Genomic DNA, 24,782 nt, shown 5'->3' with positions numbered 1-24,782 from the left:
ACGATGAATACGATTCAAACGGCGGGGTGGCACTGACGAATTTTCTCTATTTTATTCTAGCTTTGCCCAGTCCATGCTGACAGCCATTTCTTTGCACCCCCACGAACAACCATAAATTTGGCCATTTTGTGAAACAGTCGGGTGCCACTGGTGGAACACCAGTGCCGAGACGGGTGTTTGATGATTTGTATCGTCCAGGGCTTCGGAAAAGTCTGATTAATAATTCCTAAGCTATATGGAATGGCAATCCCTTTGGCTAAGCACTGGCAAAATGCCAGTGGCACACTCCGTCTTTTTCATAATTGCTAAGTCTGGTGCAAGGAAATGGAACCGGCAAGAGCAGGGCCAAGGCTAGCTGCAAATGGAAACATCGGCGGTGCCGCCCCGCCGATGAGTAATCTTTAGTAGACATAGCCGTTAGCATGAAATTCAGGAACACAAGTCAATCTTTCCTTGGGAAACGGCATCCTTGACAGCTTTTGTAGCTCGATAAGGAAAACCATTGTACATAACTTTTTCAGGCGTATTACGACGCATCCAATTTAAAATTTTCTTAGCCCAATTCAAGAATAGGCGGTCTTTGCTTATCATCGAATTCTTGGCAATGTCTGGATAAGAATTGTAGTAGAATAAGTTAGACTGAGCTAACTTGCCCTCTAAAAAAACAGGACGATCATAGCCAATGACATTAGACTTCATGCTCTCTAACCCATAACGTGTCTGGCCTTTGATTATGAATGTATCTATCCCATTAGCGACAATCAACGTTTTCAACCCAATATACAACTGCATGGAATTGTTGTTTGCAACAAATTGTCGAATAGGTATCGGCGCAATCTCACTTTGTTCATAGACTCGCAAGGTTGTTATTGCTACAACCTCTCCAGTGGATTCCATGTAATCGAAGAATCTTTGTTCCTCATCCGGAAGTTGCCAAAAGGTGACGACGGATGCCATATGTGTGCAAGCTATTACCTTGAGGGGACATGTGAAGGAGTACCCGGGGGGAGACGTCCAGATGGTGGTGGCTGCGTAGCGGGTAGCCCAGGTGATTCGCAAGGGTACCCAAGGAACTTGTTCCTTGGCCGCGCAGCGGCAAGAAGCATTTCTTCTAATATTTCCATTATATCCATGTGGGCTTCTTGTGCTACGCACACCGGAACAAGTTCCAGTGCTAGCCAATTGGCGATTTGCGGGGCTACCCGCTGTTTTTAGCTGATAAGCAGGCTGGTTTCGCCAGGTCGGTCGGAGTTAAAAATGGTACTTTCCCTCCCGCCATCCACTTGACATAAGTACAGTATTATGGTAAATTACGCCAACTCACTAATAATTTGCATGACGTACGTCAACGGAGGCGCTCCCTTGCATTCCCCTTGGAAACGCTCGATATCAGCTTCTTGCCGCAGGCCGGGCCTGTTGGTTGTGGCATTTTTTCTGTTTCTGTTCTGTGTTCCGCCTCTTGCCCAGGCCGCTGACGCCCCCCTGAACGTCAATGGTCCGCCGGATGCCGAGGGGGTGTACGTTTCGACCAAGCCCGAGGTTCCCCTGGTCGAAACCGCCAAGGCTGCCGCCGCGCTGCCGCCGCTCGCCTATACCCCACCTGCCGACCACTGGGCACAACTCCCCCTCACGCGGGAAATCCTGAAAAACGGGGGAGAGCTGCGAATCGTGATGTTAGGGGATAGCATTGTCAATGACACCGCGCGTTCCAACTGGACATTTCACTTGAATGATCTCTACCCCAACGTCAAAATCATTAAATATACGGTCGTCCGCGGTTCAACCGGCTGCAAATGGTATCGCGCCGCGGGTCGCGTGGCCCACTATGTGACGGATCTGCAGCCGCATTTGGTCATGATCGGGGGGATTAGCCACGGGGATGATACTGACGCGATCCTGGATGTGATCCAACAAATCCGCGCGGTCCGACCGACCGACATAGTACTGATGACGGGGCCATTTGGCACGGTTGATCCGCGCGACGCGGAACAGTGGAAGTCAATCAGCGATGCCCCGGCGGATTCGTATCGTGCGCGGCTGGCCAAACTGGCGGCGGAGGAAAAGTGCGAATTTGTCGACCTGCAACGCGCCTGGGGAGAGTTTATTCGCGCGGGGGAAAAACCCGTAACCGATTATAAACGCGACGAGGTCCATGCCAATCGCGCGGGGGAGGCGGTCTTGGGCCAAATCCTAATCAAATATTTTGAGCCGGAGAAAAAGCGATGAGCACTGAACTGCAAGCGTTTACCTCAACGACGGATAGCCCTGCGATTGGCACAGCGGATACGCCTGCCGCTTTCCCCGGGCACACATCCGGGGCGTTGCTACAACCGCGGCAATTTACGGTGGAGGAATACCATCGCATGGGCGAGGTGGGAATATTGGATTCCGATGAACGGGTGGAACTGCTTGTCGGGGAGATCATCAAAATGTGTCCGCTGGGGTATGCCCATATCGCTTGTGTGAATATGCTAAACTTTCTCTTGGTTACCAGCCTGGGTAACAGAGCGATTGTAAGCGTGCAAAATTCAGTGCGTTTGAACACCTATAGCGAACCAGAGCCGGATGTGGCGATATTCCATCCTCCGGCGGATGTCTATCGTCAGCGTATGCCCGCCGCCGCTGATGTGTCTTGGCTAATTGAGGTCGCGGATTCGAGTCTTTTAAAGGACATTCAGGTCAAACTTCCGCTGTATGCCGCCGCTGGCATTCCCGAAGTTTGGATTGTCAATCTGGTTGAGCAACGGATTGAGGTGTACACCCAGCCTGTGAACGGAGCGTACCAACAGCAGCGATCCGCCGGTCCTGGCGAGGCCGTGGCACCGCAGACATTTGCGGATGTACGCTTATCCGTTAATCAAATCTTGGGGCTTTAAGAAAGATGGAGCGTGTTAGTCCCCTTTTAATTTTTTCTCCTCTGGTTCAAATTTGCCGGACTTGCCCAGGGTGAGAATTTTATCGACTTTGATAGTAATAATTTAATAAAGCGGCAGTCTCCAATATTATGTGTGAATGAGTAATCATCGTATTATTATGAATTTTTTTCCATGCCTAACAAATCCATTTTTACCGCTCCGCGCTATTTGACCGATGGCGGGTTGGAAACGACGCTGATTTATCATCGCGGGTGGGAGCTTCCCCACTTTGCGGCGTTTCAGCTCTTACGCACGGCCGCGGGCGAAACCGCGCTGCGAGAGTACTATCGTGATTACGCGGAACTGGCAAAAAAATACCAGACTGGGTTGCTGTTGGAGAGCGCTACTTGGCGGGCTAGCGCGGATTGGGGGATGCGCTTGGGCTATTCACAGGATGAACTAGACGCGGCTAATCGCCAGTCGATTGCCATGTTTGCCGATCTGCGCGCGGAATTTGCCACCGAGACGCTGCCGGTGGTGGTCACCGGGTGTATCGGCCCGCGCGGGGATGGCTATCAGCCTGGGGAGCTTATGACCATTGAACAGGCGACCGCCTATCACACGCGACAATGCGCGGTACTGGCTGACACCGCGGCGGATCTTCTGGCGGCGTATACCATTAACTATGTTGCAGAGGCGATTGGCATCACCCGGGCCGCTAGCGCGGCTGGCAAACCCGTCGCTATATCATTCACGGTCGAGACGGACGGTCGTTTGCCCACTGGACAGAAATTAGGCGAAGCGATCACCCAGGTAGATGACGTCACGGACGGCTACCCCGCGTACTATCTGATCAACTGTGCCCATCCCGAGCATTTTGAGCAGCAAGTGTTGACAGGCGAACCTTGGGTCACTCGGCTACGGGGATTACGTGTTAATTCATCCCTAAAAAGCCACGCGGAACTCAACGAGGCAACCGCTTTGGACGATGGCGATCCCCCAGCACTGGGCGCGCAATGTGGCAAATTGGCCAGACTCTTGCCAAATATTACAATACTCGGTGGGTGCTGCGGCACGGATGCGCGCCATGTCGAGCAAATGGCTATCGCTTGGGTGGAAAATTCTCCATAGGTAATCAATCAGTTGACTGCCATATTACGGACTTATGCCGACCGAGAGCGTACAACCCGGGGACCGCGCCGCGTGGCGGGCATGGCTAGCGCATAATCATCAACGCGGCAGCGGCGTCTGGCTGGTGATTTACAAAAAGACTTCCGGTAAGCAGACGTTTACTTTTGACGAGGCAATAGAAGAGGCACTCTGCTTTGGCTGGATCGACAGCAAGCCGGGCAAAGTGGACGAGGAGCGGACTAAGCTCTGGTTTGCCCCGCGTAAAGCCGGTACCGGTTGGTCGCGGCCAAATAAAGAGCGGATCGCCCGCATGATCGTGGCAAAAAAAATGACACCGGTAGGTTTGGCAAAAATTCAGGCCGCCCAAGCGGATGGTTCTTGGGAAAAGCTGGACGCGATTGAAGAGTTGCTGATACCTCCGGATTTGCGGGCAGCCTTGCGGAGCCGCCCCCCCGCGGAGGATAATTTTATGGCGTTCCCCCGCAGTGTCAAACGGGGAATACTCGAGTGGATTGTCACGGCTAAGAAAGCCGATACCCGTGCGCGTCGGATTGAGGAAACCGCCCAGTTGGCGGCCCAGAACAAGCGCGCGAACCAGTGGCGGGGTTGAAAAGATGAAGTCGAAAATATTTGCGGATCATTTCGATGCGCCGATTACCTCGGATAAGCATCGCGGGTTACGCGATGATGCCAGGTTGGGTGGTTCGCATGTTGAAGCTCCTTACTGGCTAGGGAGGCTGCTCAATCGTAATTTCTTTCGCCTCGACTGGGCGGATTTTATTCAGGCACTTAACGAATATTTAGAAGATATCGTATCACCGAGTGTGGCAAAAGTACTCACCTCTATTTCAGGGCTGGACCTAGCAACAAAAGTACTGATGTATGCTGCCAGGGATCTGCTGGATTTTCCGCAGAAACAACTTACCAGGGAGATGACTGGCCTGTTTATGCTCGCACAGAACCCTGAATTGTCCAATGAGGATTTGGCAAAAAAACTTAAGACCACTCCCAAGCAAGTCGCGCGGATGACGAACGTTAACTATCTGCGGGTGTTGCTGCGCAGGCAGGCCGAGTATCCAGGCAGTTTATAGGATTACTTTCCATGCGTTTTGCCAATTTAATCGTTTGTTTTTGGTTGCTCGTCTGTGCCGGCTGCGGGCCTACTCCCCCTGGTGGCGGTACCTGGGCGCAACTAACGGTCAATTCTTATAAATTTGCAATCGAAGAAAGTGGAGTCTCTAACACCAGCATCTCTAGCAATACTTTTGACGATGGCCAAGGAGCCAAACAGGAATTGGTGGAAATCAAAAGCGGACCAAATCATCTGCGGGTGGAGAATGGTGTCTTAACCGTGAATGGCCAGCCGAAGGGAACGCTAAAAAATGGCGATTCGGTGCGGGTCGATCTGCGGGGAAATATCACCGTAAACGCCCAACCCAGGTAAATCCCGCGTTAGTAAAGCATCTAACGCCCACCATGCCATTTACCACGGATGAATAATATCGCAGTTTATCTCAACGGGACCTCGCCAGAAAACAAGCAATTATCCAGCGGAAATAGACCCTAGTTTAGCAATATTTATGTTGTTTTTGTGAAATTTTGGTCCATAGCGGGGGTATGGCTAACATAATCATCGTTAGCTGATTACATTAATTGGTAGTTGTGGTTGTTTACTATCCATGTTTTTTCAACGAGAGGGCAAAGGAGTTTGTCTAATGAACGTAAAATTCTTGGGTTGCGGCCCTATCCGGGCTCTCTGGCTGGCAAGTCTTATCGCTTGTGTGCTGAGCACGCAAATCGCTAACGCCACCATCATTACTTCCTGGACGTTTGAATCGCCCAATACCCCCGCGGATGCCACCGCGGCCGTCTATCCCAATCTAATTGCCCCCGCCGTGGGCACCGGTAATGCGGGTGGCGCGCATGTCAGTGCGGCGTCCGTATGGAGCACTCCCGTCGGTAATGGCTCGACGGAATCATTTAGCTCAAATAATTGGGCGGTGGGTGATTATTACGAATTTCAGACCAACACATTGCTGTTTAACGACATCAAGGTAACCTGGGATCATACCAGCAGCAATACCGGCCCACGCGATTTCAAATTGGCTTATAGCATTGACGGGACAACATTTACAGACGTTGCTCCGGGCTATTCCGTATTGCCTAATGCCACCCCTAATAGCTGGACCAGCGGCACGGCCCTGCCCATCCACACCTATTTCCGCGATCTGTCGTCGGTGTCGTCTATTGAAAACGCCGCCACGGTGTACTTTCGCTTGATCAGCACCAGCACGGTCTCGGCCAATGGCGGCGTCGTGGCCGCTGGCGGTACCAGCCGTGTGGATAATTTTACCGTGGAAGGAACTTTCATCCCGGAGCCTAGCACGTATGTCCTGCTGGGTTGTGGCCTGGCCCTGGCCTGCTGGATGCGCCGCAAATAGTTTGAGCGATTCCTAAATCCATTCATTACGAAAAAGCGTTCACGCTAATTCTGTTCTTTATTCCGCCTGAATGCGTTCATTCAGGCGGAATTATTTTTACCAGGAAATTCCGCTTAGGCTGTTCTATGACAGTGGTGGGAATTATTGTGGCTGGCCACTTTACCCGCGGGGGTATCGTTTGCTGATCATGTATTGAATTCCTCTTTCAATTTTCTGCGGCCACGCATCAAATATTGAAACAGCATGTACCGGTATATCAAATGTTTGCCAACGAAATCGCCGTCAATCAGTTTCAACTAGGCTTATTTCATAAAATCCTAGCCGATCTGCCGCGGGAAAAATTCTTTGTTCCCGGGGCGGGGCATGGCCATCCTCCGGTTTGGATTATGGGCCATTTGGCCTTAGTCGCGGAATTTGGCCATAAAATGCTGGGCGGGGACTTTCTCCATCCTGAATGGTTGCCCCTATTTGGACCCGGTTCAGGCAATGACGTGCCGCGGGATTTTCCCCTTGACCAGACGGACCTGGGGGATGTCCTGGTCCATAGCTATTTAAAGTTGCAAGAGATGGCTTCAACCGCCAACTCGCAGTTAACCTCCCTGCCGACCGATATCGCGCTCTTTGCCGGCACACCCATTATAACCGTGGGGCATTGTGTCACTCTTTTGTTGACCAACCATTTTGGATTTCATCTGGCGCAACTGTCCAGTTGTCGGCGCGAGGCGGGGTTGGGGCCGCTATTTTAGCTTCGGGAACCGGGATTTTGTGCATTTTGCTTTATATCCCAGTCCGCCGTCGTTTTACACAATGTTCCCGCCGGAATACACTCAAGTCGTGTGATATCACGATTCGCGGGAGTATTTTGCTCATGTTTGCCATTCCTCACCCGGGGATTCCCCGTTTAATAACACGCTTTGTGGTTGGCTGTTTATGGAGCCTGGCCACGCTATTAACAGTCTCAGCGGAAGAGCCAAAGTCGGCACCCGCGCAAGATAAGCTCGCCACTCCCCGCGTCACCCCGCTCCCTCCCCCGCAAAAACCCGTCAATTACGCCGACCCGCCGCGCGATTATGATACTGTGAAAGCAGCCGAATGGACCATCCATGTCGAACGACAATTGCTTACCGATGCGCCGGAATTTGCCAAAGAGGCACAAGAGCGTTTAGAAAAAAACCTTGCCGTGGTTTTTAAACTGCTGCCCGCGGACTCGCGGGATCGACTGAAAAACCTGGAATTTTATCTAATGTATGGGCCAAAAGCGCGCGGCGGCGGAAGGGATAACGGTTTGGAATATTTCCAAAAACATGCCCCCGACCATGACCGTCAACTTGACCCCCGCTGGCGCAACTGCATCGTCATTTATTCCGCGGAAAATTATGCCTGGATTTCGGACCTCTGGGCATTAAAAGTGCTGGTACATGAATACGCCCACGCACATCAATTATTGCAGTGGCCGGAGGATCAGCCCGACATTTTGCGCGCTTGGGATCAGGCAACCAGCGCGGGTCTATATCTCAACGTGGAATCGAGAGAAGGCAATACTATCAAGAAGGCCTATGCGGCCGTTAATCAATTGGAGTATTTTGCCGAGTTATCCTGCATTTATTTTGTTGGTTGCGAATACCATCCTTTTGATCGCGCCACACTTGCCACTTATGATCCCGTGGGGTACGCCCTGGTGGAAAAAATGTGGGGTATCAAAAAATAGTTTTGGCATGATAATCGCACTCTTTTTGCCTGTTAGGCGATTCATGGTTTCCTCTGGGGGCACAATCTAAAAGCGCCTCGTTTTCAATGGCTAATTTTCTTGCCAGTTAGTCAATGAACCAACAGGGATAGACGCATTAATAACCCATCGTTAAGCTGACATATATCTTAACTCTAAATCACTTTTTCTTAGGATTTCCATGTCAATTTCCTCCCTGCTGACTCCCTTTACCCTGCGTGATCTGCCCCTTAAAAACCGCATTGTCATGGCCCCCATGACCCGCGCGCGGGCGGGAAAGTCCCGCATCCCCAATGAATTGATGGCCGAGTATTACAGCCAACGCGCCAGCGCGGGTCTCATTATCAGCGAGGGGACGACGATCTCGGACGAGGCGAACGGTTGGAATGAAAATGCAGCGATATATACACCCGAAATGACGGCTTGCTGGAAGATGGTCACCGACCGCGTGCATGCCGCGGGGGGTAAAATCTTTTGCCAACTCTGGCACTGTGGACGGGCGTCGCATAGCAGCTTTCACGCGGATGGTTCGCTGCCGGCGGCCCCTTCAGCGGTAAAATTGAATGGCGAATATATTCACACGCCCATTGGCAAGCAACCGTATGAAACGCCGCGCGCTTTAACTATCGCTGAAATTGCCCGGACGGTAAACGATTATCAGTTGGCCGCCGCGAATGCCAAAACCGCCGGGTTTGACGGCGTCGAAATCCACGGCGCAAATGGCTATTTGATCGATTCGTTCCTCCAGTCTAAAACCAATCAACGGACAGACGACTACGGTGGCACAATCGAAAAGCGTTTCCGCTTCTTGCGGGAAGTGGTTCAGGCGGTGACGGCGGTCTGGCCTGCCAATCGCGTGGGCGTGCGATTATCGCCGAACGGGGTCTTTAACGATATGGGTTCGCCTGATTACCGCGAACAGTTTTTATACGTCTCCGGCCAGTTAAACACCTTTGGCTTGGCTTATTTGCACGTGATGGATGGCCTGGGATTTGGCTTTCACAATTTGGGAACGCCGGTCACACTGGCCGAATTTCGCACTCTATTTCAGGGGCCGCTGATGGGGAACTGCGGGTATACAGTGGAGGAGGCCGAAGCGCGGGTTGCGGCGGGCGACGCCGACCTTATCGCCTTTGGACGGCCGTTTATCAGCAATCCCGATCTGGTCGAGCGAATCGCCCAGGGGTGGCCACTTAGCCCTCCCGCGGAAGTGAGTGATTGGTACAAGCCGGGGGCGGCGGGGTATACGGATTTTCCGCGGTATGCGCAAACTTAGTATTCCGCGAGATTTCTATCTGGCGCGTAAACAAATTGAACCGTGGAAAAACATGCGGTAAAATAGTTAATAATACATTTCAGATTATGGGAGCCCAAAGATGACCGTACAAACATTTCGCGACATGCTAAAAAAGCAACCATTTCAACCCTTTCGGCTAATCATGTCGAGCGGAGAAAAATACGAAGTGCGACATCCTGAGATGGCGCTTTTGACCAGGACAGATATCCTGGTCGGTGTTGGCGAATCGCGCTACGATGTGCCGGCATCGTTCAAGATTTGCTCGCTGTTGCACGTGACCAGTATCGAGCCGATCACCCCCGCCGCGGCGTGATTCGATAGTACATGCGATCCCTTTATCGCGGAATTTGACGTTCGCTCTCCCACACAAACGTGTAAGAGAGTCATATCAAAGGATTCCCGGCATTAAAATCTCCTGTGCTGAAACTCTCGGCCATAAAGGGAGGTTTAATTCATTAGCCCCCGATTGCTAACCTAAATCGATAACGACAGTAATGCAAACTCATTAACGATGCTTTATCCTGTCCAACATTGCGAATGAGGGGGTATGTTTTCCTACAGGAATTCCGACATGTCACTGAAATCCTTGGGATGGTTATTGCTAGCCGCGTTGCTAGCGGTAGCGGGTTATTTCTTTTTTGGCATCGTGGTGGCGATATATGTGAGTGTGATATTGACGAATGATAAAATGACATTCGCCCAGGGAGTTTGGGCACACGTTTTTGGCGGCGCGGGGGCATTGTGCGGTCTCGCCATGGCGTGGCTACTGCATAAACTATTGTCGGTAAGGGACATGACCACATAATTGCCGTAAATGTTTTGTAATTTTTTCCCATATCCCATGCCTGAACCACACGACCCCCGCGTCTTTTTTGCCGCCGAGCGCACGCTACTCGCCTGGCTGCGAACGGGGCTGGCACTAATTGGCTTGGGATTTGTCTTTGCCCGCTATCGGCTGTTTCTATCCGCGGTCGCGAATGAACCGCTGGCCCAAGAGCGTACGTCGCACAGCGTTTCCGCCGCTATTGGCATCTTCCTGGTCTTTTTGGGTGCGGCTGTGATTGGCATCGCCGCGGAGCAATTTCGCCAATTCTGCAAGGGACTCACTCCTCATCAACTACCCGAACGCTATTTTGTCAACTTCTCTTTTTGGGTGGCGATCCTAGTCGCGCTTGCAGCCGGAAGCATAGGTGTTCAATTAGCACTGTGAAATATATTTTTTTATTCAGCAGAAATAGTTTTCATCTGCTCAGTAATTTTTGTATATCCATACTCAGATAACTTCGATTTGCGGAAGCGCATCCAGCGGGAAATATGTGCGCAACAGATAGCTAGGTCGCAACTGGCAATTTTATAACACACGTTCTTGGATTGATCCTGGATTTAAACCCATAGGTGTCCCATGTGGCGGAGTTTGTTTATCGTGATCGTGCTCGCTTGTAGTGCCGTAAACACTCTTGCCGCCGCTCCTCCGCAGCGTAAGACCGTCGTGGGGATCGATGGCGAGAAATTCACGATCAACGGCCAACCTACATATCTAGGCCGTGAGTGGAACGGCCACAAGATCGAAGGGCTGCTCTTTAACAGCCGCATGGTGCAAGCGACCTTTGACGATCTCAATCCCCGGACCGCTTCGCGCTGGGCCTACAGCGACACTGGCACTTGGAATGCCGATCGCAACACCCGCGAGTTCCTCGCCGCGTTGCCCAGTTGGCGCCGGCATGGCCTGCTAGCCATCACCCTGAATTTGCAAGGGGGCAGCCCCCAGGGTTACTCCCGCGACCAACCCTGGCATAATTCCGCATTCACCGAAACAGGCGAGTTGCGGCCCGATTATCTCAAACGATTGGAATCAGTCCTCGATCAAACAGATGAGTTGGGCATGGCGGTTATCCTGGGCGTGTATTATTTTGGCCAAGATCAACGCTTACGCGATGAACAAGCGGTTCTGGCGGGTCTTGACGCGACCGTTGATTGGCTATTGGCCAAGGGTTACACCCATGTGCTGCTGGAGGTTAATAACGAATGCAATGTGCGTTACGACCACAAAGTTTTGCAGCCACAACGCGTTCACGAGCTAATGATTCGCGCCCGGGAGCGTGCCAAACAAAAAGGATTCAAGTTGCTGGTTAGCACGAGTTATGGTGGTAATACCATCCCGGATGAAAACGTGGTAGGGGCGGCGGATTTTATTCTGTTGCATGGCAACGGCGTTGATCGTCCGGAACGGATTGGCGAAATGGTTCGCCAAACGCGATTGGTGCCCGGCTACACGCCCAAGCCTATTCTGTTTAACGAAGACGACCACTTTGATTTTGATCGTCCGCAAAATAACTTTCGCGCGGCGGTGGCGGAATATGCCTCCTGGGGCTATTTTGACTACCGGATGCGGGACGAGGGTTATGACGAGGGATTTCAAAGCGTGCCGGTCAACTGGAAAATCAGCAGCGACCGCAAACGGGGCTTTTTTCGGCTGCTGAGCGAGATCACGGGGGAGCGGCCGACGGAGTAATATTGGTTAGAGGAAATATTCTTTGACAGTTTTTATAGTGCGCTCACTTAGTCCGACAACATCCAGCCTTTCCAAGTATGCAGCCATGCATAATGCTTGTGCTAACTGTATTTTTCCACTCTGATGTTTGATTTAGGCCAATAATCTCCTTTATAATCTTAGGAATCTTTTCACTCATCCAGGTTCTTATGCTAATCAATGCCAGTCTTTTCATTTGCCAAGTCTATTCCCGCATGCACCATATTTTAATCATCCCCTTCCGTGTCTGCGTATTGCTTTGCTGGCTTTTTGGTTGTGGCGTGAATCCCCTGTTTTCCGCCGAAGAATCCACCCAACGCGCTGCCAGCGAAAACTTCAAAGAGCAGCATGCTCCTGCTCAACCAGCAGGGGACCTAATCCATCCACAAACTCGCTCGCTGCAAAATCAAAATCCACAAACACAAAACCCGCAAACACATCATCTCCCAGAAAAAACTCATTCCACCACTATAGCGAGCGGCGTTGATGCCCCTCGCCCGAATATTTTGCTTATCCTGGCCGATGATCTGGGGTTTTCCGACCTTGGTTGTTATGGAGGAGAGATCGCCACTCCGCATCTGGACGCACTGGCTAAAAACGGGCTCCGCTTTACCCAGTTTTATAATACCGCGCGCTGCTGGCCGACTCGCGCCGCCATCTTGACGGGTTACTATGCCCAGCAAGTCCGTCGAGACACGTTGCCCGGCGTCACGAGCGGAACAAGCGGCGTGCGTCCCGCCTGGGGGGTGCTCTTACCCGAACTCCTTCGCCCCCACGGCTATCAAAGTTACCACTCGGGCAAATGGCATATTGATGGCAAACCGCTGGCCAATGGTTTTGACCGCTCATATAGCCTGGAGGATCATAATCGCCATTTTGCCCCGCGCGAGCATACCGAGGACGACCAGCCGTTGCCCGCCGTCCCTCCCGACAGTGGTTACTACTCCAGCACGGCAATCGCCGACCATGCGATCAAATGCCTGCGCGAACATGCCGAAAATCATCCCCAGCGTCCATTTTTTCAATTCCTGGCTTTTACTTCACCACATTTTCCCCTGCATGCTCCGGCAGCGGATATTGCCCGATATAATGCGACTTATCTCGGGGGCTGGGATAAATTACGGGAAGCACGTTGGGCACGATTACGCCCGCTAAAAATCGCCGGCACCTCGCTGGTCCCGATCGAGCGTGAACTTGGCCCGCCTAGCCCCTTTCCCAAGCTACATGAACAATTAGGTCCGCACGAGCTGAACAAACCGCTTGTCTGGGATGAGCTTTCCGACCAGCAACGCTCCTTTCAAGCCGATAAAATGGCGGTGCATGCGGCGATGGTGGACCGGATGGACCAAGAAATTGGTCGCGTCATCGAACAAATCCGCGCAATGCGCGCCCTGGATCATACGCTCATCCTCTTTTTGTCCGACAACGGAGCCAGCGCCGAGATTTTAGTCCGGGGGGACGGCCATGATCCGCATGCCGCGTGCGGGACGGGGGCGACATTTTTATGCCTGGGACCGGGATGGTCCAGTCTGGCCAACACGCCGTTTCGCCGCCACAAAAGCTGGGTCCACGAAGGGGGTATCGCCACCCCGCTCATCGTGCACTGGCCGCGGGGAATTTCCGCGCGCGGCGAATTACGCCATGCCGTCGGACATGTCATTGATGTCGTCCCCACGCTTTTGGCGACGGCCGGCATTAGCCCGCCAAACATGATTCATAACCAAAAAGTCCCCGTCCCCCCCGGCTCTAGCTTGCTTCCTGTTTTTGAAAAAGATGCCCCAATCCCGCGGGAATGCCTGTGGTGGTTTCATCAAAACAATCGCGCCCTGCGCGTGCGCGATTGGAAGATTGTTTCAGCGGGAAAAAATGGGCCATGGGAATTATATGATTTAGGCACCGACCGTGGCGAAGAGCGTAATTTAGCAAAAGAACAGCCCGAACGCGTTAAGGAAATGGCCAATTTGTGGGAGGCCAAACTGGCGGAATTTATGCAACTGGCACAAGAAAAGTAGCGATGAATTATCAGGAAATACGCGACATTCGGGGGGGACTTCGGCTTGGTAATTCGCAATATTCCCTAGCAAATATGTTTGATTTTAGGCCAGCCGCTGCTTTATAATGCAAAAAATTTCTCGCAGACAAGGTTCCCTGTGGAATTCTCTACCATGCCACTGTTTTCTTTACCCACGCATTCCTTCGCACGCAAATCAGGCAAACTGCTTACAATCGCTTGTACGTGCATTTGCTGGCTGCTTTACGCGCGTCTCGGCTTACTCATAGCCGCCGAGGAGCGCACGTGGAGTGACACCACGGGCAAATTCAAAGTCCAGGGAACTTACGTTAAGCAAGAAGCGGGGTTTGTCCATTTAAAGACATCCGCCGGCAAAGAGTTAAAAATTCCCCTTGCCAAATTAAGCCCCGCTGACAAAGAGTATCTGTCCACCCTGACCGAGGAAAACCCCTTTCAGTCGGTCGATGAGCCCTCCGTGGCAAATGATTCATCAGCCACGCCCGCCACTACGGACGCTTCTTCCGTGGCCCCCTCCGCGAGTGTTCGCACCGGCGCGCCCAAGTGGTTCGGTCTAAAAGAGATTTCCCTCCGTAGCGAGTCGGACCAATGGCAACTGACCGTCAAACCGGTTGATGTCCCCCCCGCCAGTTCAAAGCCCAAGGCGATTAACACCACGCCCAAAAAGGATGAGTTTTTTGAGCGGGTAAATAACTTTGTCGTCTCGACGAAGAGTCAGCGGGGAATGCTGGGCTATGTCAATGATCCCCCCGGCGGCAAAGGCCCGGTGACGCGGTTGCTGCTCTTGGACTTGGCAGCCAGTAAACCGCTGGGCGAGGGATACAATACAGGCAATTGGCAATTGCTCGCTCTCAGTCCCGATGGTCAACAAGTATTAATGTCGGGCAAGCCGGGCGATCAACACAATCGCGAGCTTCCATTCCTGCTGGAAACCTGGAATTTAGGAGCTAAAGGGGTGGAACGGACCAATAGCTGGCCCAGCGGAGAGAACAAAGACGATTGGAACGCCGAGGTAAAATGGGGCGCGTATGTCGGCGCGGATCGCGTCTTAACCGGTGGTGGATGGGGACGGGTGGTGCTGTGGGATCTCAAAACGATGCAGCCTCTCTGGCAAATCAAGGACTTGCGCGGCGGAAAGCCGGCTATCAGTCCGGATCAGCGCTACATTGCCGTCGCGCAGGACGCGTTCCTGGGCATCATTGACGTGGTGGATGAAAAAGTGGTCGCGAGGAAAAAGCTAGAGGGCCAAACCGTCGAGGCGCTCGCCTTTAGCCAAAACGGCAAGCAACTGGCCATGCTCTTGACCTCCGGCGGAGCTAACGACGGCAACGATAACAGCCGCCTGGTGCTGCAAATTGCCGATCTAGCCAGCGGCAATATCCTGCGCGAGACTAAGCTCTTTCCCATTCATCATCAAAATAAACTCCTGTGGACCAGCGACAGCCATGTGCTGATCGGCAACACGCTGTGCGTGGACGCCGTCAAGCAAGCGGCCCTATGGGAATATAACGGCGCCGAACAGACCGTGTTTTGCAACGGCAGCGTCTGGACTTGGCTCAAGGAACATCAAACCCAGGGAGTGGTGCCGGTACAAATCCCCCATCCAGCGGCCAAGGAAGCGGCCGCCAACTACAAACCGCCCCCCGTGGAATACTGGCTGCAACCGGGAGCCAGTGTCGGGTTGAATGTGCAGGGAATCGGCGATGCCGAAACCATCGCCCAGGCGGAGGAGCGTTTTACCAAACAACTCACCGGCTATGGCTACACGATTGATCCCTCCGCGGCCTGTCAGATTACCTGTGTCATCGAGGCGGGCAAGACCGAGGAAGTGACCTACCGCAGTTTTGGCTTTGGCGGGTCGGAGACCTACTCGTTTACCCCGCAAATCAGCAAAATCACCTATACGCTGGATGGTAACACTATCTGGCAAAGCGCCGCCGCCAGTGGCTATCCCCCCGGCGGCATCGTCCACCTAAAGCAAGACCAGACCATCGCCGACCTGCTGCGTGAACGTGAGCAACCAAATTACAAATTTTTTACACTGGCCACGCTGCCGAAGGTCGTGACCAAACCACTGGGCCGGCCCGACCTAGGCCGGTCGCAAATCACCTCAGGTGGGTTAAGGTAGGGGGGACTGTCACAGCCGTTATTAACGTGTAGCCCAGGAACAAGTTCTTTGAGTGTCGATTGCTATAAAGCTGCCGCTCCTCCGGAGCTACGCGTCGCGGCTTCTCAACTGCCAAAACCTGTTCGACGAGCGGAACTTGCAACGAGGAGCAAAATGGCGAGTAAAATTCGCAGTTACGGATAGTACGGCGAGTAAAACTCACCGCTACGGATAGGATGGCGAGTGAAACTCACCGCTACGGATAGTACGGCGAGTGGAACTCGCCGCTACGTACGATTCGTCAACAGAGTTGACTCCTACAGATTCCATTCGGCGACGGAATCGCTTCCTAAGGGCCTCACTCATTACTCCGGTACTTACCGGCGGACTAACGTCCACCGCTCGCCGAATTTTATAACCGTCTCCCACCTCCCGTCTCCCGTATCACAGCCACCACCGGGCCAGGCTAAAATACAGCACCAGCGTAAAGAGGTCCGCGCTGGCCAGCACGATCGGCCCGCTGGCAATGTTGGGGTCGCGGTCAAGCATGCGAATGAGCGTGGGGAGGGTGTAGCCCCACCACGCCGCAAAGGTCATCGATCCGGCGATGGTCATTAGCAGTAATATCGCCAAAGGCCCATGCCCCAGCCAGGCCAGCGCCGCCAGGCCCACGCAGGCCCCGCTACTGATGCCCAAGAGGCCGCCGGTCAAAAATTCTTTTCGCAAGGCATCCCAAAACTTTTGCCAATCCCATCCAGCGGCGGGAACTAATTGTAGGGCCAGACTGACGGATTGGACACTGACGGATTCCGCCAGGGCCAGCACCACCGGCACAAAGAGGGCCAGGGCGACGGTGCGCTCTAGATCGGCGGCAAAAAGCCAGGACACCACCGCTGCCAACAGACCACCCACAATATTGCAGATAAGCCACGGAAACCGCGCCAGATAACCGGCCCAGGCGGAGTTGCCGCGCGCGGCCGAGACCTGCACGCCGATCAGCTGAAACAGATCATCGGTGCGGGAGCGTTCTTCCAGGTCGTTTAGTTCCGCGGCAAACAGCTCGACATCGACCAGCCCGACCATTTGCTTTTGGTCATTGATGATGGGGAACGCCAGCAATCGGTGCAGCAGGAAAAACTCGCACGCCTCGAGCAGGGTGGCCGTGTCGGGGATGGCAATCACCGGCTGAACCATGATCGCCGTGAGGGGCGTTTCCAGCGAACTGGTCAACAGCCGCCGCACGGGTATCACGCCGACGATCCGCCGCTGGTCATCCAGCACATACAGGTACAAGATCCGCTCGCTGGGCGGTTCGGCCCGCAGCCGGTTGAGCGCCTGGCCCACGTTTTCGCCGGCGGTCAGGCTGGCAAAACGGACGCGCATATGGGCGGTAACGGGCGAGTCCAGTTCGGGGTGGTTGGCGTCCATGCGGCGTGGGCTCTCTAAGGGGGGTTCAATTAGTTGTTGTCATGCACAAAATTCCCGAAAAATCTCCACATACCGCCGCGCCAGCGCGGTGATCTGCGCATAATTTCCCTCGGCCATGGCCCGCGGATCGACTAGCGAGCCGCCAATCCCCAGCGCACACGCCCCCGCGCGCAAGAACTCCCCTGCGGTTTGCAGGTTCACGCCCCCCGTGGGCATCAGTCGCACTTGGGGCAAGGGGCCGCGCAGGGCTTTTAAATAAGCGGGACCGGTCAATTCACTGGGAAAGATTTTGACGATGTCCGCTCCGGCCTGCCAGGCGGTGAGGACCTCTGTCGGGGTAAGAGCCCCTGGCAGCACCAAGACGCCGTAGCGACGGCACAGTTCAATCGTCGCCAGATTGACACAGGGGGAAACAATAAACCGCGCGCCAGAAAGGATGGCGACGCGGGCGGTCTCGGCATCGAGGACCGTCCCCGCCCCCAATAGCACGCGGTCTCCCAGTTGTTCACGAACCTCCTCTAGGACGCGGTGTGCCGCGGGGACCGTAAAGGTCACCTCCACGGCTTCCACTCCCCCTGCTAGCAGCGCCTCCGTCGTGGCCAGGACCTTATCCGGCGAATCCGTCCGGATAACAGCCACGATGCCGCTGTTGAGCAAGCGGGTTAAATCAGCGCTCATACGACATTTCCAAAGTAAAAAATGACAACTGCTTAGCTGTTCACGACACAGCAACCGTGGGCTAGCGCCCGACGGCTGATTTCGTCACCGTTATTGTATAAACCATCAGCCGCTACGCGCTAGTGTCCGGTTTAATTCTTATCATTTCGATTGGCTAAAATCTTACAAAAATGACAAGCCCGCTCATCCCGGCAAACGCTAGCACACAACCGTAATCCCACAATCTCGTTCCCCAGGCTTGGTAATCGTCAAAGTCCGCCACGAAAGCTATTTGTAGGGGGATTGCCGCCGCCGAACGCTTCAAGCGGTATGTTCCGCGTCGTCGATACCACGATTAAGGTCCAGCATTTGCGGCAATTTGGCACTTTAACCAGATAATTGGACATGCGCGTTGTTGCGGGGGGAATGTTTTGTCTGCTGGCGATCGGTCTGCTGTGCTCCACGGGAGCCGCGGCGCCCGGGGACGGCGCGTCCCTGCCGGCTCCCATTATGACCCGCCAAAATTCGTTTTCCATCCCCTACACGGTTCCCATTACGCAAAATCTGAACGAGCAAATCCAAGAGATTCGCCTGTTTGTGAGCGCCGACGGGGCCAAATCCTGGCAAGTGGCGGACGCGGTCAAGCTGGCGAGCCAGCCAGAATCCCGCAAAGGGGAGTTTGTGTTTCGCGCGCCGCGCGATGGCGAATATCTGTTTGCCATTCGCACGGTTGATCGCCAGGGCCAACTGCGCGGAGGAAAGCAAGGCCCCGAACTGAGGGTGATTGTCGATTCCGAGCCGCCCAAGCTGCAAGCCAGCGCCGAGCGCGGCGCGGCGGGAGAAATTCAAGTTCGCTGGGAACTCGCCGACCCGTTTTTGGTGGCGGAATCATTGTCACTGCAATATCAGTACCTAGGTGATACGGAATGGCGCGATGTGGCCTTTGACCGGCCGCGCACAACAGGGACGGCATCGCCCGCGCGGGGGCTGACCACGTTTTGGACCCAGGGGCAGCCAGGGGTTGAACTACTGATCCGGGCCGAGGTAAAAGACCGCGCGGGAAATCTAGCGGCCACGCAATTGCGACTGAATGGGGCAGGGGGGGGAACAACCCCAGCGGCCACGGTAACCAGCAACACCAACACGCCAGCGGTCACTGCCACCAACAGCAAATCCAACGCGTCGCCAGCAGCACAGCTCGCTTCATCGTCAACCTCGTTAGCTGCACAATCGCCGATCGCTGCAAATAGCCCGGCGGTGTTACCATCCACAGCTCCCACCAGCGGCAGCAACGTCCTGGCCCCATTCGCGGAACCTTCAATCCCAGCGTCAGCCAGCGCCGGTTCCACCGGCAAAACCGCCAATGGCATGCGATTGGCCCCTGCGGAAACGAGCGGCCCGTTGTTATTAGGCCCGGGAAGTGAGCCTCCCGCGTTTTTAAGTAGCAACACCTTGGGCAACATCCCCCCTTCCACTGCGGCAAATATCAAACAAGTCCCCGGCCCCCAATGGAGTACACCGCCCGCCGCACCATCGGCAAACGCCTTACCCACCGCCGCCGCCAAGCCACCACTTGTCACTACTGGCAGCGCACAACAGCCAACAACAGGCCTGGCGACTCTTCCCAGCACTGGCAATCCTTTAGTCAGTCCGCAGCCAGCCGCCGCAAATCCCGTTCCCCTGGTCAACGCCAAAGTCTTTGAATGGGATTACGAACTGGACCAGGTCGGCGTGGCGGGAATTGCACGGGTGGAACTGTGGATGACCCGCGACAACGGCAAAACCTGGACGAGCGTCGGCGTCGACCCCGATAATCGCACGCCCATTCGCACCAGCGTGACCGAGGAAGGAACTTATGGCTATCGCATCACGGTGCAAAGCGCTGGCGGCCCCCAACCGCGACCACCCCAGCCCAACGATCCACCGGAAATGGTGATTGGCGTGGATTTGACCCCCCCGGCGGTTAAACTGCTCAATGCCGAGATTGGCACGGGGGGGGCCACAGGAGAGGTGGCCATTACCTGGCAAGCCGGTGACTCTTATCTGGCGTCGCGACCGGTCAGCCTGTGGTGGGCCTCGACCGCTAACGGCCCGTGGACGACCATCGCGGCGGGACTCGAGAACACAGGACGTTACACTTGGCGATATGATCTGCAAACCCCCGATCAGATTTACCTCAAGCTGGAAGTTCGCGACGCGGCGGGTAACGTGGGCGTGAGCGCCTCCACCGCGCCGATCTCGCTGGAAAAAGCGAATCCGAAGGGGCATTTACGCGAGGTGCGACCGATCCGCGAAGGAACAGAGTCATCCACCGCGCGTGTTCCCCTGGAAATATCGTTAGGGGAGTCGGCCCGGCCAATTCCTCCCGCGACAAACTCCCCGCTATCCAAGTGGTCTAGCGAAACACCCCTGTTTAATCCCGCGGCTGTGCAATCAGTAGCCAACCCCTTTGTGCCACCCGCCGCATCAGGAACGGTCCGGAGGTAGGATGCGTAGGGCGAAACTCGTTCCGCCGTGTCTACTGACATGCCGTAGCAGAATTCGCAAGAATTCTGATGAAAGTTCGGTTGCAAATTTACATAATTACTGCACGAGACTATTTGCAATATCCACTACGGCAACGGAACTTTGGCAAGTTCCACTACCTACCCACCCGCCACTTTTGCCAACTCTTGCAACACGGCGATTCCCCGCGTCAGTGTGCGTTCGTCCGCCGCGTAAGAAATGCGAAAGTGGTCCGCATGGCGGCTAAAGATGTGGCCTGGGATTATTAAAAGCTCGCGCTCGATGGCCTGTTCCACAAATTCGGCCGCGTTGCGCCACGGCGCGGCTGGGCCAGAGGGAATCCGTGGAAAGATATAAAACGCGCCCCCCGGTTTTGCCACTTGATAATGTTCGCGCAGCCCGTCGTAGATGAGATCCCGCTTTCCGCGATAGGCGGCAATTTGCGGCGACATATCCGTATCCAGGGCGGTCAATGCCCCCCATTGCAATGGCTGCGGCGCACAGACAAACGTAAACTGCTGCATCTTGAGCATTTGTTCGATGACCGCGCTTGGCCCATGAATCCAGCCGACCCGCCAACCGGTCATGCCGTGGGATTTTGAAAAGCCGTCAATCACGATCGTGTGCGGATTAAACCGAGCCGGAGAGACAAACGGCGCGTCATAACAAAACAGCCGATAAATCTCGTCGCTGACCAGCGCGATATTGCGTTCCGCCGCCAACCGCGCCAGTCCCTCCACTTCCGCCTCGGTGGCGACTTTACCCGTGGGATTGGTCGGACTATTTAGCAGGATCACCTTGGTCCGCGGGGTTAACATTTTCCGAACCTTATCCACGTCAATCCTTAGGTCCGGCGCGGTGTCCACCACCACCGGCACCCCCCCGACCATTTTGATCAGCGGTTCATAAGCGACAAAATACGGATCAAAGATCAGCACTTCATCTCCCGGATTGACCAGCGTCATCATCGTCAACACTAGGCCGCCGCTGGTGCCGCTCGTGATAAACAACTGCCGGTCGGCATGGCCCAATTCGCCCTCCACCTGTTTTTGCAATCTTTCACGCAACGGCGCGATCCCCTGCGTGATTGAATACGCGTTCTTGCGCGACTGGACCGCGCTCATTGCCGCCGCGCGGGCTTGCTCTGGCACGTCAAAATCGGGCTGCCCAATCGACAAATTGATCGGGTCGCGCATTTTTGCCGCCAGTTCAAAGACTTTGCGAATGCCCGAACTGTCAAAGGCCAGGGCGCGGTCGGCAATCCAGGGATGAGCCATAAAAATCCTGTATTTCCAAAAGTGGCAACGCTTTACAGCAGAAAAGCACCATCTGTCCGTCCTAAAGAATAGAAAGAATTACAATTTAACTGACATTGCATATCCTGAAAAGTTCTGCGTCATACCGCTAAGTGTCTAAAAATGCTGCAAATTCAGTCCGGCCATGTTGAAAAATAAACTATTTTTAGCATAATTGTAATAGTTAAGCGGGTGTTCACGAAATTACTGTGTTCAATAATAATACAGATGTTTAATTTTTAATATGTTTTCTGGTGTTCTTCTACTTGCCCAGCGGATAATTGAGCCACGCTAGTCCTTTACACCCATGCTGGCCTATTTGGTAATTCGAGAAGGTTCCAACTGGACCGACGTTTTTCGTCTGGTGCCGGGGCAAACCGTAACCGTGGGCCGGGCACCGACAAACTTGGTGATCCTCAAGGATGACCGCTGTAGCCGACATCACGCCGAGCTATTTAATAGCGGCGGCAAGTGGGTGATCCGCGATCTGGAAAGTCGCAACGGGACGCTGGTGAATGGCGAACCAGTCCGCGGCGATCATATTTTGGAACCGGGCGAGCATGTGCGGATTGGCCATTCGCATTTGATTTTTGTCCATGATATTTCCAAGGCGTTTCCGGATTCGGGTTCGGCGTTTCGCACGGGGATGATGGCGACGGGTCGCCTGGACGACACAACCGACGGCTTGCGCGAGTCGGGGCAGGTGCTATTGGACCGGGAACCTACGACGATCACCCATCGCCGCGGACAGACCAAACTGCTCGAGCCAGAGGCCCTGCCGGATACTTCGGGCACCATGCCCAAGCTGGGCCGCGCGGCGGCGCAACTGGCGCGGTTGGCCTTTGGCCTGGCAAAATCGCCGAATGCCAAAACACTGGCCAAGATGACGCTGGATGGGTTGTTTGATTCCACGCAGGTCGATCAAGGAGCGGTCTTGCTGATACCGCGCGATTTTGTTGGCGAACCGACAGGCAAGGAACTGGAAATTGTCGCTTCGCGCAGCGATGGCGTGCACGCCTACCAGCGGATTTCCAACTTTTTGGCCGCGACCGTCATGCGCGAGGGGGAAGCGGTCTTGGCTAGAAATGTCATGGGGGATAGCCACCTGGGAACCCGCGACAGCCAGGGAGAAATTTTAGCCCTGAGCGTCATTTGTGCCCCGATTCGCCGCGGCGAAAGGATCATGGGGCTGATTCACCTGGCCAGCACCAGCCCCCAGCGGGCCCCCGACCCGGACGACCTGGAATTTACCCTGGCCGTGGCCGAGACCGTGGGCGTTGCGCTAGAAAACCTGAGCCAGCGGCAGGAACTGGCCGAAAACCTGAATCAAATTCGCGATGAAAACCTCCAACTGCGGGAACAACTGGGAGCCCAGTGCGAAATTATCGGCAGCAGCGTCAGCATGCAGCAAGTGAGCCGCGAGATCAATCGGGCCGCCCCGAATAAGGCCACGGTCCTCATCCGGGGGGAAAGCGGCGTGGGGAAGGAACTGGTCGCGCGGGCGGTGCATTTTTGCAGTCCGCGCAAGAAAGGCCCTTTTGTTTGCTTGAATTGCGCGGCACTGGCCGAGAGTCTCTTGGAAAGCGAATTATTTGGGCACGAGCGGGGGGCCTTTACCGGCGCGACTGAACGAAAGATCGGCAAGTTTGAGGCGTCCCACGGCGGCACGCTCATGCTGGACGAAATTGGCGAAATGAGCCTCAATATCCAAGCCAAGTTTTTACGCGTACTCGAGGGGCACCCCTTTGAACGAGTTGGCGGCAGTGAACAGATCAAGGTGGATGTGCGGGTGATCGCGGCAACCAACCGGGATCTGGAAAAGGCGGTGGCCGAGGCGGAATTTCGCCGCGATTTGTATTTTCGCCTACGGGTGCTGGAAATCACCGTCCCTCCGCTACGCAAACGGATCGAGGATTTGCCGGAACTGACCCACTATTTTTTGCAGCGCTACAATCTGGAAACCGGGCGCAAGATTGGCGGCTTTTCTCCGGAGGCGCTAGACGCGCTGATGCAGTATCGCTGGCCGGGAAATATCCGCGAGCTAAAAAATGTGATTGAACGGGCGGTGGTCCTGGCCCGCGGCGAGCAAATTGAGCTAGAAGATTTGGCCCTGACAAAACTCTCCACCGCGGGGGATACCAACGAGCCCACCATTCCCGGCCAACCAGCCGATTTTGAATTCATGTCGCTGGATGACATGGAACGGCGGCACATTTTGGCGACATTGCGGGCGACTAACTGGAACAAAAGCCAGAGCGCGACGATCCTGGGGATCGAGCGCTCGACATTGGACCGCAAAATTCGCCGTTATGAACTGGAAGGTCAAATTCCCAAAAAGGGTTTGATGTAAGGGGGGAAGACGGGTGACCCCTTTTCAAATTTGAGATTTGGAATCTTCTCATGCTAATCGCAAGTAATTAGAGCGCGGTTTTAACCCAGTTTACCAAGAGATTCCGCAACTCCGTTGGAGTAAGAGTTCCTTGGTTTTGTCCTTTTTCCCAGGGTTGTTCGCTGCGCTCCAACCCGTGGGCTATGTTACCCAGTATTATCATTGAAAAGGGCGCGTTGCGGTACTCCCTCTCTCTCTGGGAGAGGGTCGGGGTGAGGGAATCTACCGCATCGCGGTTAAGAAACTCAGCCCTGGATTGCCCTGCAGCGGCTACCTAGGGAATACTCCCTCTCCCTCTGGGAGAGGGCCGGGGTGAGGGATTCTACCGCAACGCGGTTGCGTCAGCCGGATATAACCCATGAATGCGGGGTGACTTCACAAATTGCTAGCCA

23 protein-coding genes are annotated in these 24,782 nt (G+C 54.4%); 18 read left to right on the top strand and 5 right to left on the bottom strand.

Annotation, left to right across the window (positions count from 1 at the left end; all coding sequences use genetic code 11):
• Window positions 1-429: 429 nt before the first annotated feature.
• Window positions 430-957, bottom strand: a complete 528-nt coding sequence (locus SFX18_16275; GenBank protein MDX1964707.1) for a hypothetical protein — start codon at window positions 955-957, stop codon at window positions 430-432.
• Window positions 958-1,335: 378 nt separating this feature from the next.
• Here SFX18_16275 and SFX18_16270 point away from each other — a divergent pair, with 378 nt between their 5' ends.
• The 14 genes from SFX18_16270 (at window position 1,336) to SFX18_16205 (ending at window position 11,962) form a co-directional block, all read left to right on the top strand.
• Complete coding sequence (locus SFX18_16270; protein MDX1964706.1) at window positions 1,336-2,226, top strand: SGNH/GDSL hydrolase family protein; 891 nt, start codon at window positions 1,336-1,338, stop codon at window positions 2,224-2,226.
• A complete protein-coding gene (locus SFX18_16265; protein ID MDX1964705.1) occupies window positions 2,223-2,876 on the top strand; it encodes a Uma2 family endonuclease in 654 nt (217 codons plus the stop codon). Before SFX18_16270 ends, SFX18_16265 begins: the two co-directional genes overlap by 4 nt.
• Before the next feature lie 171 nt (window positions 2,877-3,047).
• Window positions 3,048-3,986 carry a homocysteine S-methyltransferase family protein gene (locus SFX18_16260; GenBank protein ID MDX1964704.1) on the top strand — a complete coding sequence of 313 codons (939 nt, stop codon included), beginning with the start codon at window positions 3,048-3,050 and terminating at the stop codon, window positions 3,984-3,986.
• A 34-nt stretch (window positions 3,987-4,020) separates the two neighbouring features.
• Window positions 4,021-4,596 (top strand): YdeI/OmpD-associated family protein, encoded by a 576-nt coding sequence (locus tag SFX18_16255; protein ID MDX1964703.1) that lies wholly within the window; start codon window positions 4,021-4,023, stop codon window positions 4,594-4,596.
• 4 nt (window positions 4,597-4,600) lie between these two features.
• Window positions 4,601-5,077, top strand: coding sequence for a hypothetical protein (locus tag SFX18_16250; protein ID MDX1964702.1), 477 nt, complete (start codon window positions 4,601-4,603; stop codon window positions 5,075-5,077).
• An 11-nt stretch (window positions 5,078-5,088) separates the two neighbouring features.
• Window positions 5,089-5,430: a hypothetical protein gene (locus SFX18_16245; GenBank protein MDX1964701.1), complete on the top strand. Its 342-nt coding sequence runs from the start codon at window positions 5,089-5,091 to the stop codon at window positions 5,428-5,430.
• A gap of 271 nt (window positions 5,431-5,701) precedes the next feature.
• Entirely contained in the window at window positions 5,702-6,427 is a 726-nt protein-coding gene (locus SFX18_16240) for a PEP-CTERM sorting domain-containing protein (protein ID MDX1964700.1), read from the top strand.
• Window positions 6,428-6,687: 260 nt separating this feature from the next.
• Window positions 6,688-7,173: a hypothetical protein gene (locus tag SFX18_16235; protein ID MDX1964699.1), complete on the top strand. Its 486-nt coding sequence runs from the start codon at window positions 6,688-6,690 to the stop codon at window positions 7,171-7,173.
• A gap of 122 nt (window positions 7,174-7,295) precedes the next feature.
• The gene (locus SFX18_16230; protein MDX1964698.1) at window positions 7,296-8,135 is read left to right on the top strand and encodes a hypothetical protein; all 840 of its coding nucleotides are present in this window, start codon (window positions 7,296-7,298) and stop codon (window positions 8,133-8,135) included.
• A 199-nt stretch (window positions 8,136-8,334) separates the two neighbouring features.
• Complete coding sequence (locus tag SFX18_16225; GenBank protein ID MDX1964697.1) at window positions 8,335-9,429, top strand: alkene reductase; 1,095 nt, start codon at window positions 8,335-8,337, stop codon at window positions 9,427-9,429.
• A 100-nt stretch (window positions 9,430-9,529) separates the two neighbouring features.
• Window positions 9,530-9,763, top strand: a complete 234-nt coding sequence (locus SFX18_16220) for a hypothetical protein (protein ID MDX1964696.1) — start codon at window positions 9,530-9,532, stop codon at window positions 9,761-9,763.
• A 258-nt stretch (window positions 9,764-10,021) separates the two neighbouring features.
• Entirely contained in the window at window positions 10,022-10,255 is a 234-nt protein-coding gene (locus tag SFX18_16215) for a hypothetical protein (protein MDX1964695.1), read from the top strand.
• Between the two features lie 36 nt (window positions 10,256-10,291).
• Window positions 10,292-10,660, top strand: a complete 369-nt coding sequence (locus tag SFX18_16210) for a DUF202 domain-containing protein (protein MDX1964694.1) — start codon at window positions 10,292-10,294, stop codon at window positions 10,658-10,660.
• A 192-nt stretch (window positions 10,661-10,852) separates the two neighbouring features.
• Window positions 10,853-11,962, top strand: a complete 1,110-nt coding sequence (locus SFX18_16205) for a hypothetical protein (GenBank protein ID MDX1964693.1) — start codon at window positions 10,853-10,855, stop codon at window positions 11,960-11,962.
• Between the two features lie 245 nt (window positions 11,963-12,207).
• Here the strand turns inward: SFX18_16205 and SFX18_16200 are convergent, their stop codons facing one another.
• Window positions 12,208-12,330, bottom strand: coding sequence for a hypothetical protein (locus SFX18_16200; GenBank protein MDX1964692.1), 123 nt, complete (start codon window positions 12,328-12,330; stop codon window positions 12,208-12,210).
• Between the two features lie 156 nt (window positions 12,331-12,486).
• Here SFX18_16200 and SFX18_16195 point away from each other — a divergent pair, with 156 nt between their 5' ends.
• Window positions 12,487-13,992 (top strand): arylsulfatase, encoded by a 1,506-nt coding sequence (locus tag SFX18_16195; protein ID MDX1964691.1) that lies wholly within the window; start codon window positions 12,487-12,489, stop codon window positions 13,990-13,992.
• Between the two features lie 153 nt (window positions 13,993-14,145).
• Window positions 14,146-16,137, top strand: a complete 1,992-nt coding sequence (locus tag SFX18_16190; GenBank protein MDX1964690.1) for an SHD1 domain-containing protein — start codon at window positions 14,146-14,148, stop codon at window positions 16,135-16,137.
• Window positions 16,138-16,560: 423 nt separating this feature from the next.
• On the opposite strand, the gene SFX18_16185 is transcribed toward SFX18_16190, so the two are convergent.
• Window positions 16,561-17,544 carry a magnesium transporter gene (locus tag SFX18_16185; GenBank protein ID MDX1964689.1) on the bottom strand — a complete coding sequence of 328 codons (984 nt, stop codon included), beginning with the start codon at window positions 17,542-17,544 and terminating at the stop codon, window positions 16,561-16,563.
• A 39-nt stretch (window positions 17,545-17,583) separates the two neighbouring features.
• Window positions 17,584-18,222: a bifunctional 4-hydroxy-2-oxoglutarate aldolase/2-dehydro-3-deoxy-phosphogluconate aldolase gene (gene eda / locus SFX18_16180; protein ID MDX1964688.1), complete on the bottom strand. Its 639-nt coding sequence runs from the start codon at window positions 18,220-18,222 to the stop codon at window positions 17,584-17,586.
• Between the two features lie 384 nt (window positions 18,223-18,606).
• Between eda and SFX18_16175 the strand changes: the two genes are divergently transcribed.
• Window positions 18,607-20,688, top strand: coding sequence for a hypothetical protein (locus SFX18_16175; GenBank protein MDX1964687.1), 2,082 nt, complete (start codon window positions 18,607-18,609; stop codon window positions 20,686-20,688).
• 158 nt (window positions 20,689-20,846) lie between these two features.
• On the opposite strand, the gene SFX18_16170 is transcribed toward SFX18_16175, so the two are convergent.
• Complete coding sequence (locus SFX18_16170) at window positions 20,847-21,983, bottom strand: aminotransferase class I/II-fold pyridoxal phosphate-dependent enzyme (GenBank protein MDX1964686.1); 1,137 nt, start codon at window positions 21,981-21,983, stop codon at window positions 20,847-20,849.
• Window positions 21,984-22,308: 325 nt separating this feature from the next.
• Here SFX18_16170 and SFX18_16165 point away from each other — a divergent pair, with 325 nt between their 5' ends.
• Window positions 22,309-24,351 (top strand): sigma 54-interacting transcriptional regulator, encoded by a 2,043-nt coding sequence (locus SFX18_16165; GenBank protein MDX1964685.1) that lies wholly within the window; start codon window positions 22,309-22,311, stop codon window positions 24,349-24,351.
• Window positions 24,352-24,782: the final 431 nt, after the last annotated feature.

Source organism: Pirellulales bacterium, from assembly GCA_033762255.1.
Classification (GTDB): domain Bacteria; phylum Planctomycetota; class Planctomycetia; order Pirellulales; family JALHPA01; genus JANRLT01.
The sequence above is the reverse complement of the archived record's forward strand: the minus strand, read 5'-3'. Positions and strand labels throughout refer to the sequence as shown.

Excerpts from the sequence above, each read along its gene's own strand:
- SFX18_16275 (MDX1964707.1), bottom strand. The coding sequence starts at position 957 with ATGGCATCCGTCGTCACCTTTTGGCAACTTCCGGATGAGGAACAAAGA.
- SFX18_16270 (MDX1964706.1), top strand. The coding sequence starts at position 1,336 with ATGACGTACGTCAACGGAGGCGCTCCCTTGCATTCCCCTTGGAAACGC.
- SFX18_16265 (MDX1964705.1), top strand. The coding sequence starts at position 2,223 with ATGAGCACTGAACTGCAAGCGTTTACCTCAACGACGGATAGCCCTGCG.
- SFX18_16260 (MDX1964704.1), top strand. The coding sequence starts at position 3,048 with ATGCCTAACAAATCCATTTTTACCGCTCCGCGCTATTTGACCGATGGC.
- SFX18_16255 (MDX1964703.1), top strand. The coding sequence starts at position 4,021 with ATGCCGACCGAGAGCGTACAACCCGGGGACCGCGCCGCGTGGCGGGCA.
- SFX18_16250 (MDX1964702.1), top strand. The coding sequence starts at position 4,601 with ATGAAGTCGAAAATATTTGCGGATCATTTCGATGCGCCGATTACCTCG.
- SFX18_16245 (MDX1964701.1), top strand. The coding sequence starts at position 5,089 with ATGCGTTTTGCCAATTTAATCGTTTGTTTTTGGTTGCTCGTCTGTGCC.
- SFX18_16240 (MDX1964700.1), top strand. The coding sequence starts at position 5,702 with ATGAACGTAAAATTCTTGGGTTGCGGCCCTATCCGGGCTCTCTGGCTG.
- SFX18_16235 (MDX1964699.1), top strand. The coding sequence starts at position 6,688 with ATGTTTGCCAACGAAATCGCCGTCAATCAGTTTCAACTAGGCTTATTT.
- SFX18_16230 (MDX1964698.1), top strand. The coding sequence starts at position 7,296 with ATGTTTGCCATTCCTCACCCGGGGATTCCCCGTTTAATAACACGCTTT.
- SFX18_16225 (MDX1964697.1), top strand. The coding sequence starts at position 8,335 with ATGTCAATTTCCTCCCTGCTGACTCCCTTTACCCTGCGTGATCTGCCC.
- SFX18_16220 (MDX1964696.1), top strand. The coding sequence starts at position 9,530 with ATGACCGTACAAACATTTCGCGACATGCTAAAAAAGCAACCATTTCAA.
- SFX18_16215 (MDX1964695.1), top strand. The coding sequence starts at position 10,022 with ATGTCACTGAAATCCTTGGGATGGTTATTGCTAGCCGCGTTGCTAGCG.
- SFX18_16210 (MDX1964694.1), top strand. The coding sequence starts at position 10,292 with ATGCCTGAACCACACGACCCCCGCGTCTTTTTTGCCGCCGAGCGCACG.
- SFX18_16205 (MDX1964693.1), top strand. The coding sequence starts at position 10,853 with ATGTGGCGGAGTTTGTTTATCGTGATCGTGCTCGCTTGTAGTGCCGTA.
- SFX18_16200 (MDX1964692.1), bottom strand. The coding sequence starts at position 12,330 with ATGCTGCTCTTTGAAGTTTTCGCTGGCAGCGCGTTGGGTGGATTCTTC.
- SFX18_16190 (MDX1964690.1), top strand. The coding sequence starts at position 14,146 with ATGCCACTGTTTTCTTTACCCACGCATTCCTTCGCACGCAAATCAGGC.
- SFX18_16185 (MDX1964689.1), bottom strand. The coding sequence starts at position 17,544 with ATGGACGCCAACCACCCCGAACTGGACTCGCCCGTTACCGCCCATATG.
- eda (MDX1964688.1), bottom strand. The coding sequence starts at position 18,222 with ATGAGCGCTGATTTAACCCGCTTGCTCAACAGCGGCATCGTGGCTGTT.
- SFX18_16175 (MDX1964687.1), top strand. The coding sequence starts at position 18,607 with ATGCGCGTTGTTGCGGGGGGAATGTTTTGTCTGCTGGCGATCGGTCTG.
- SFX18_16170 (MDX1964686.1), bottom strand. The coding sequence starts at position 21,983 with ATGGCTCATCCCTGGATTGCCGACCGCGCCCTGGCCTTTGACAGTTCG.
- SFX18_16165 (MDX1964685.1), top strand. The coding sequence starts at position 22,309 with ATGCTGGCCTATTTGGTAATTCGAGAAGGTTCCAACTGGACCGACGTT.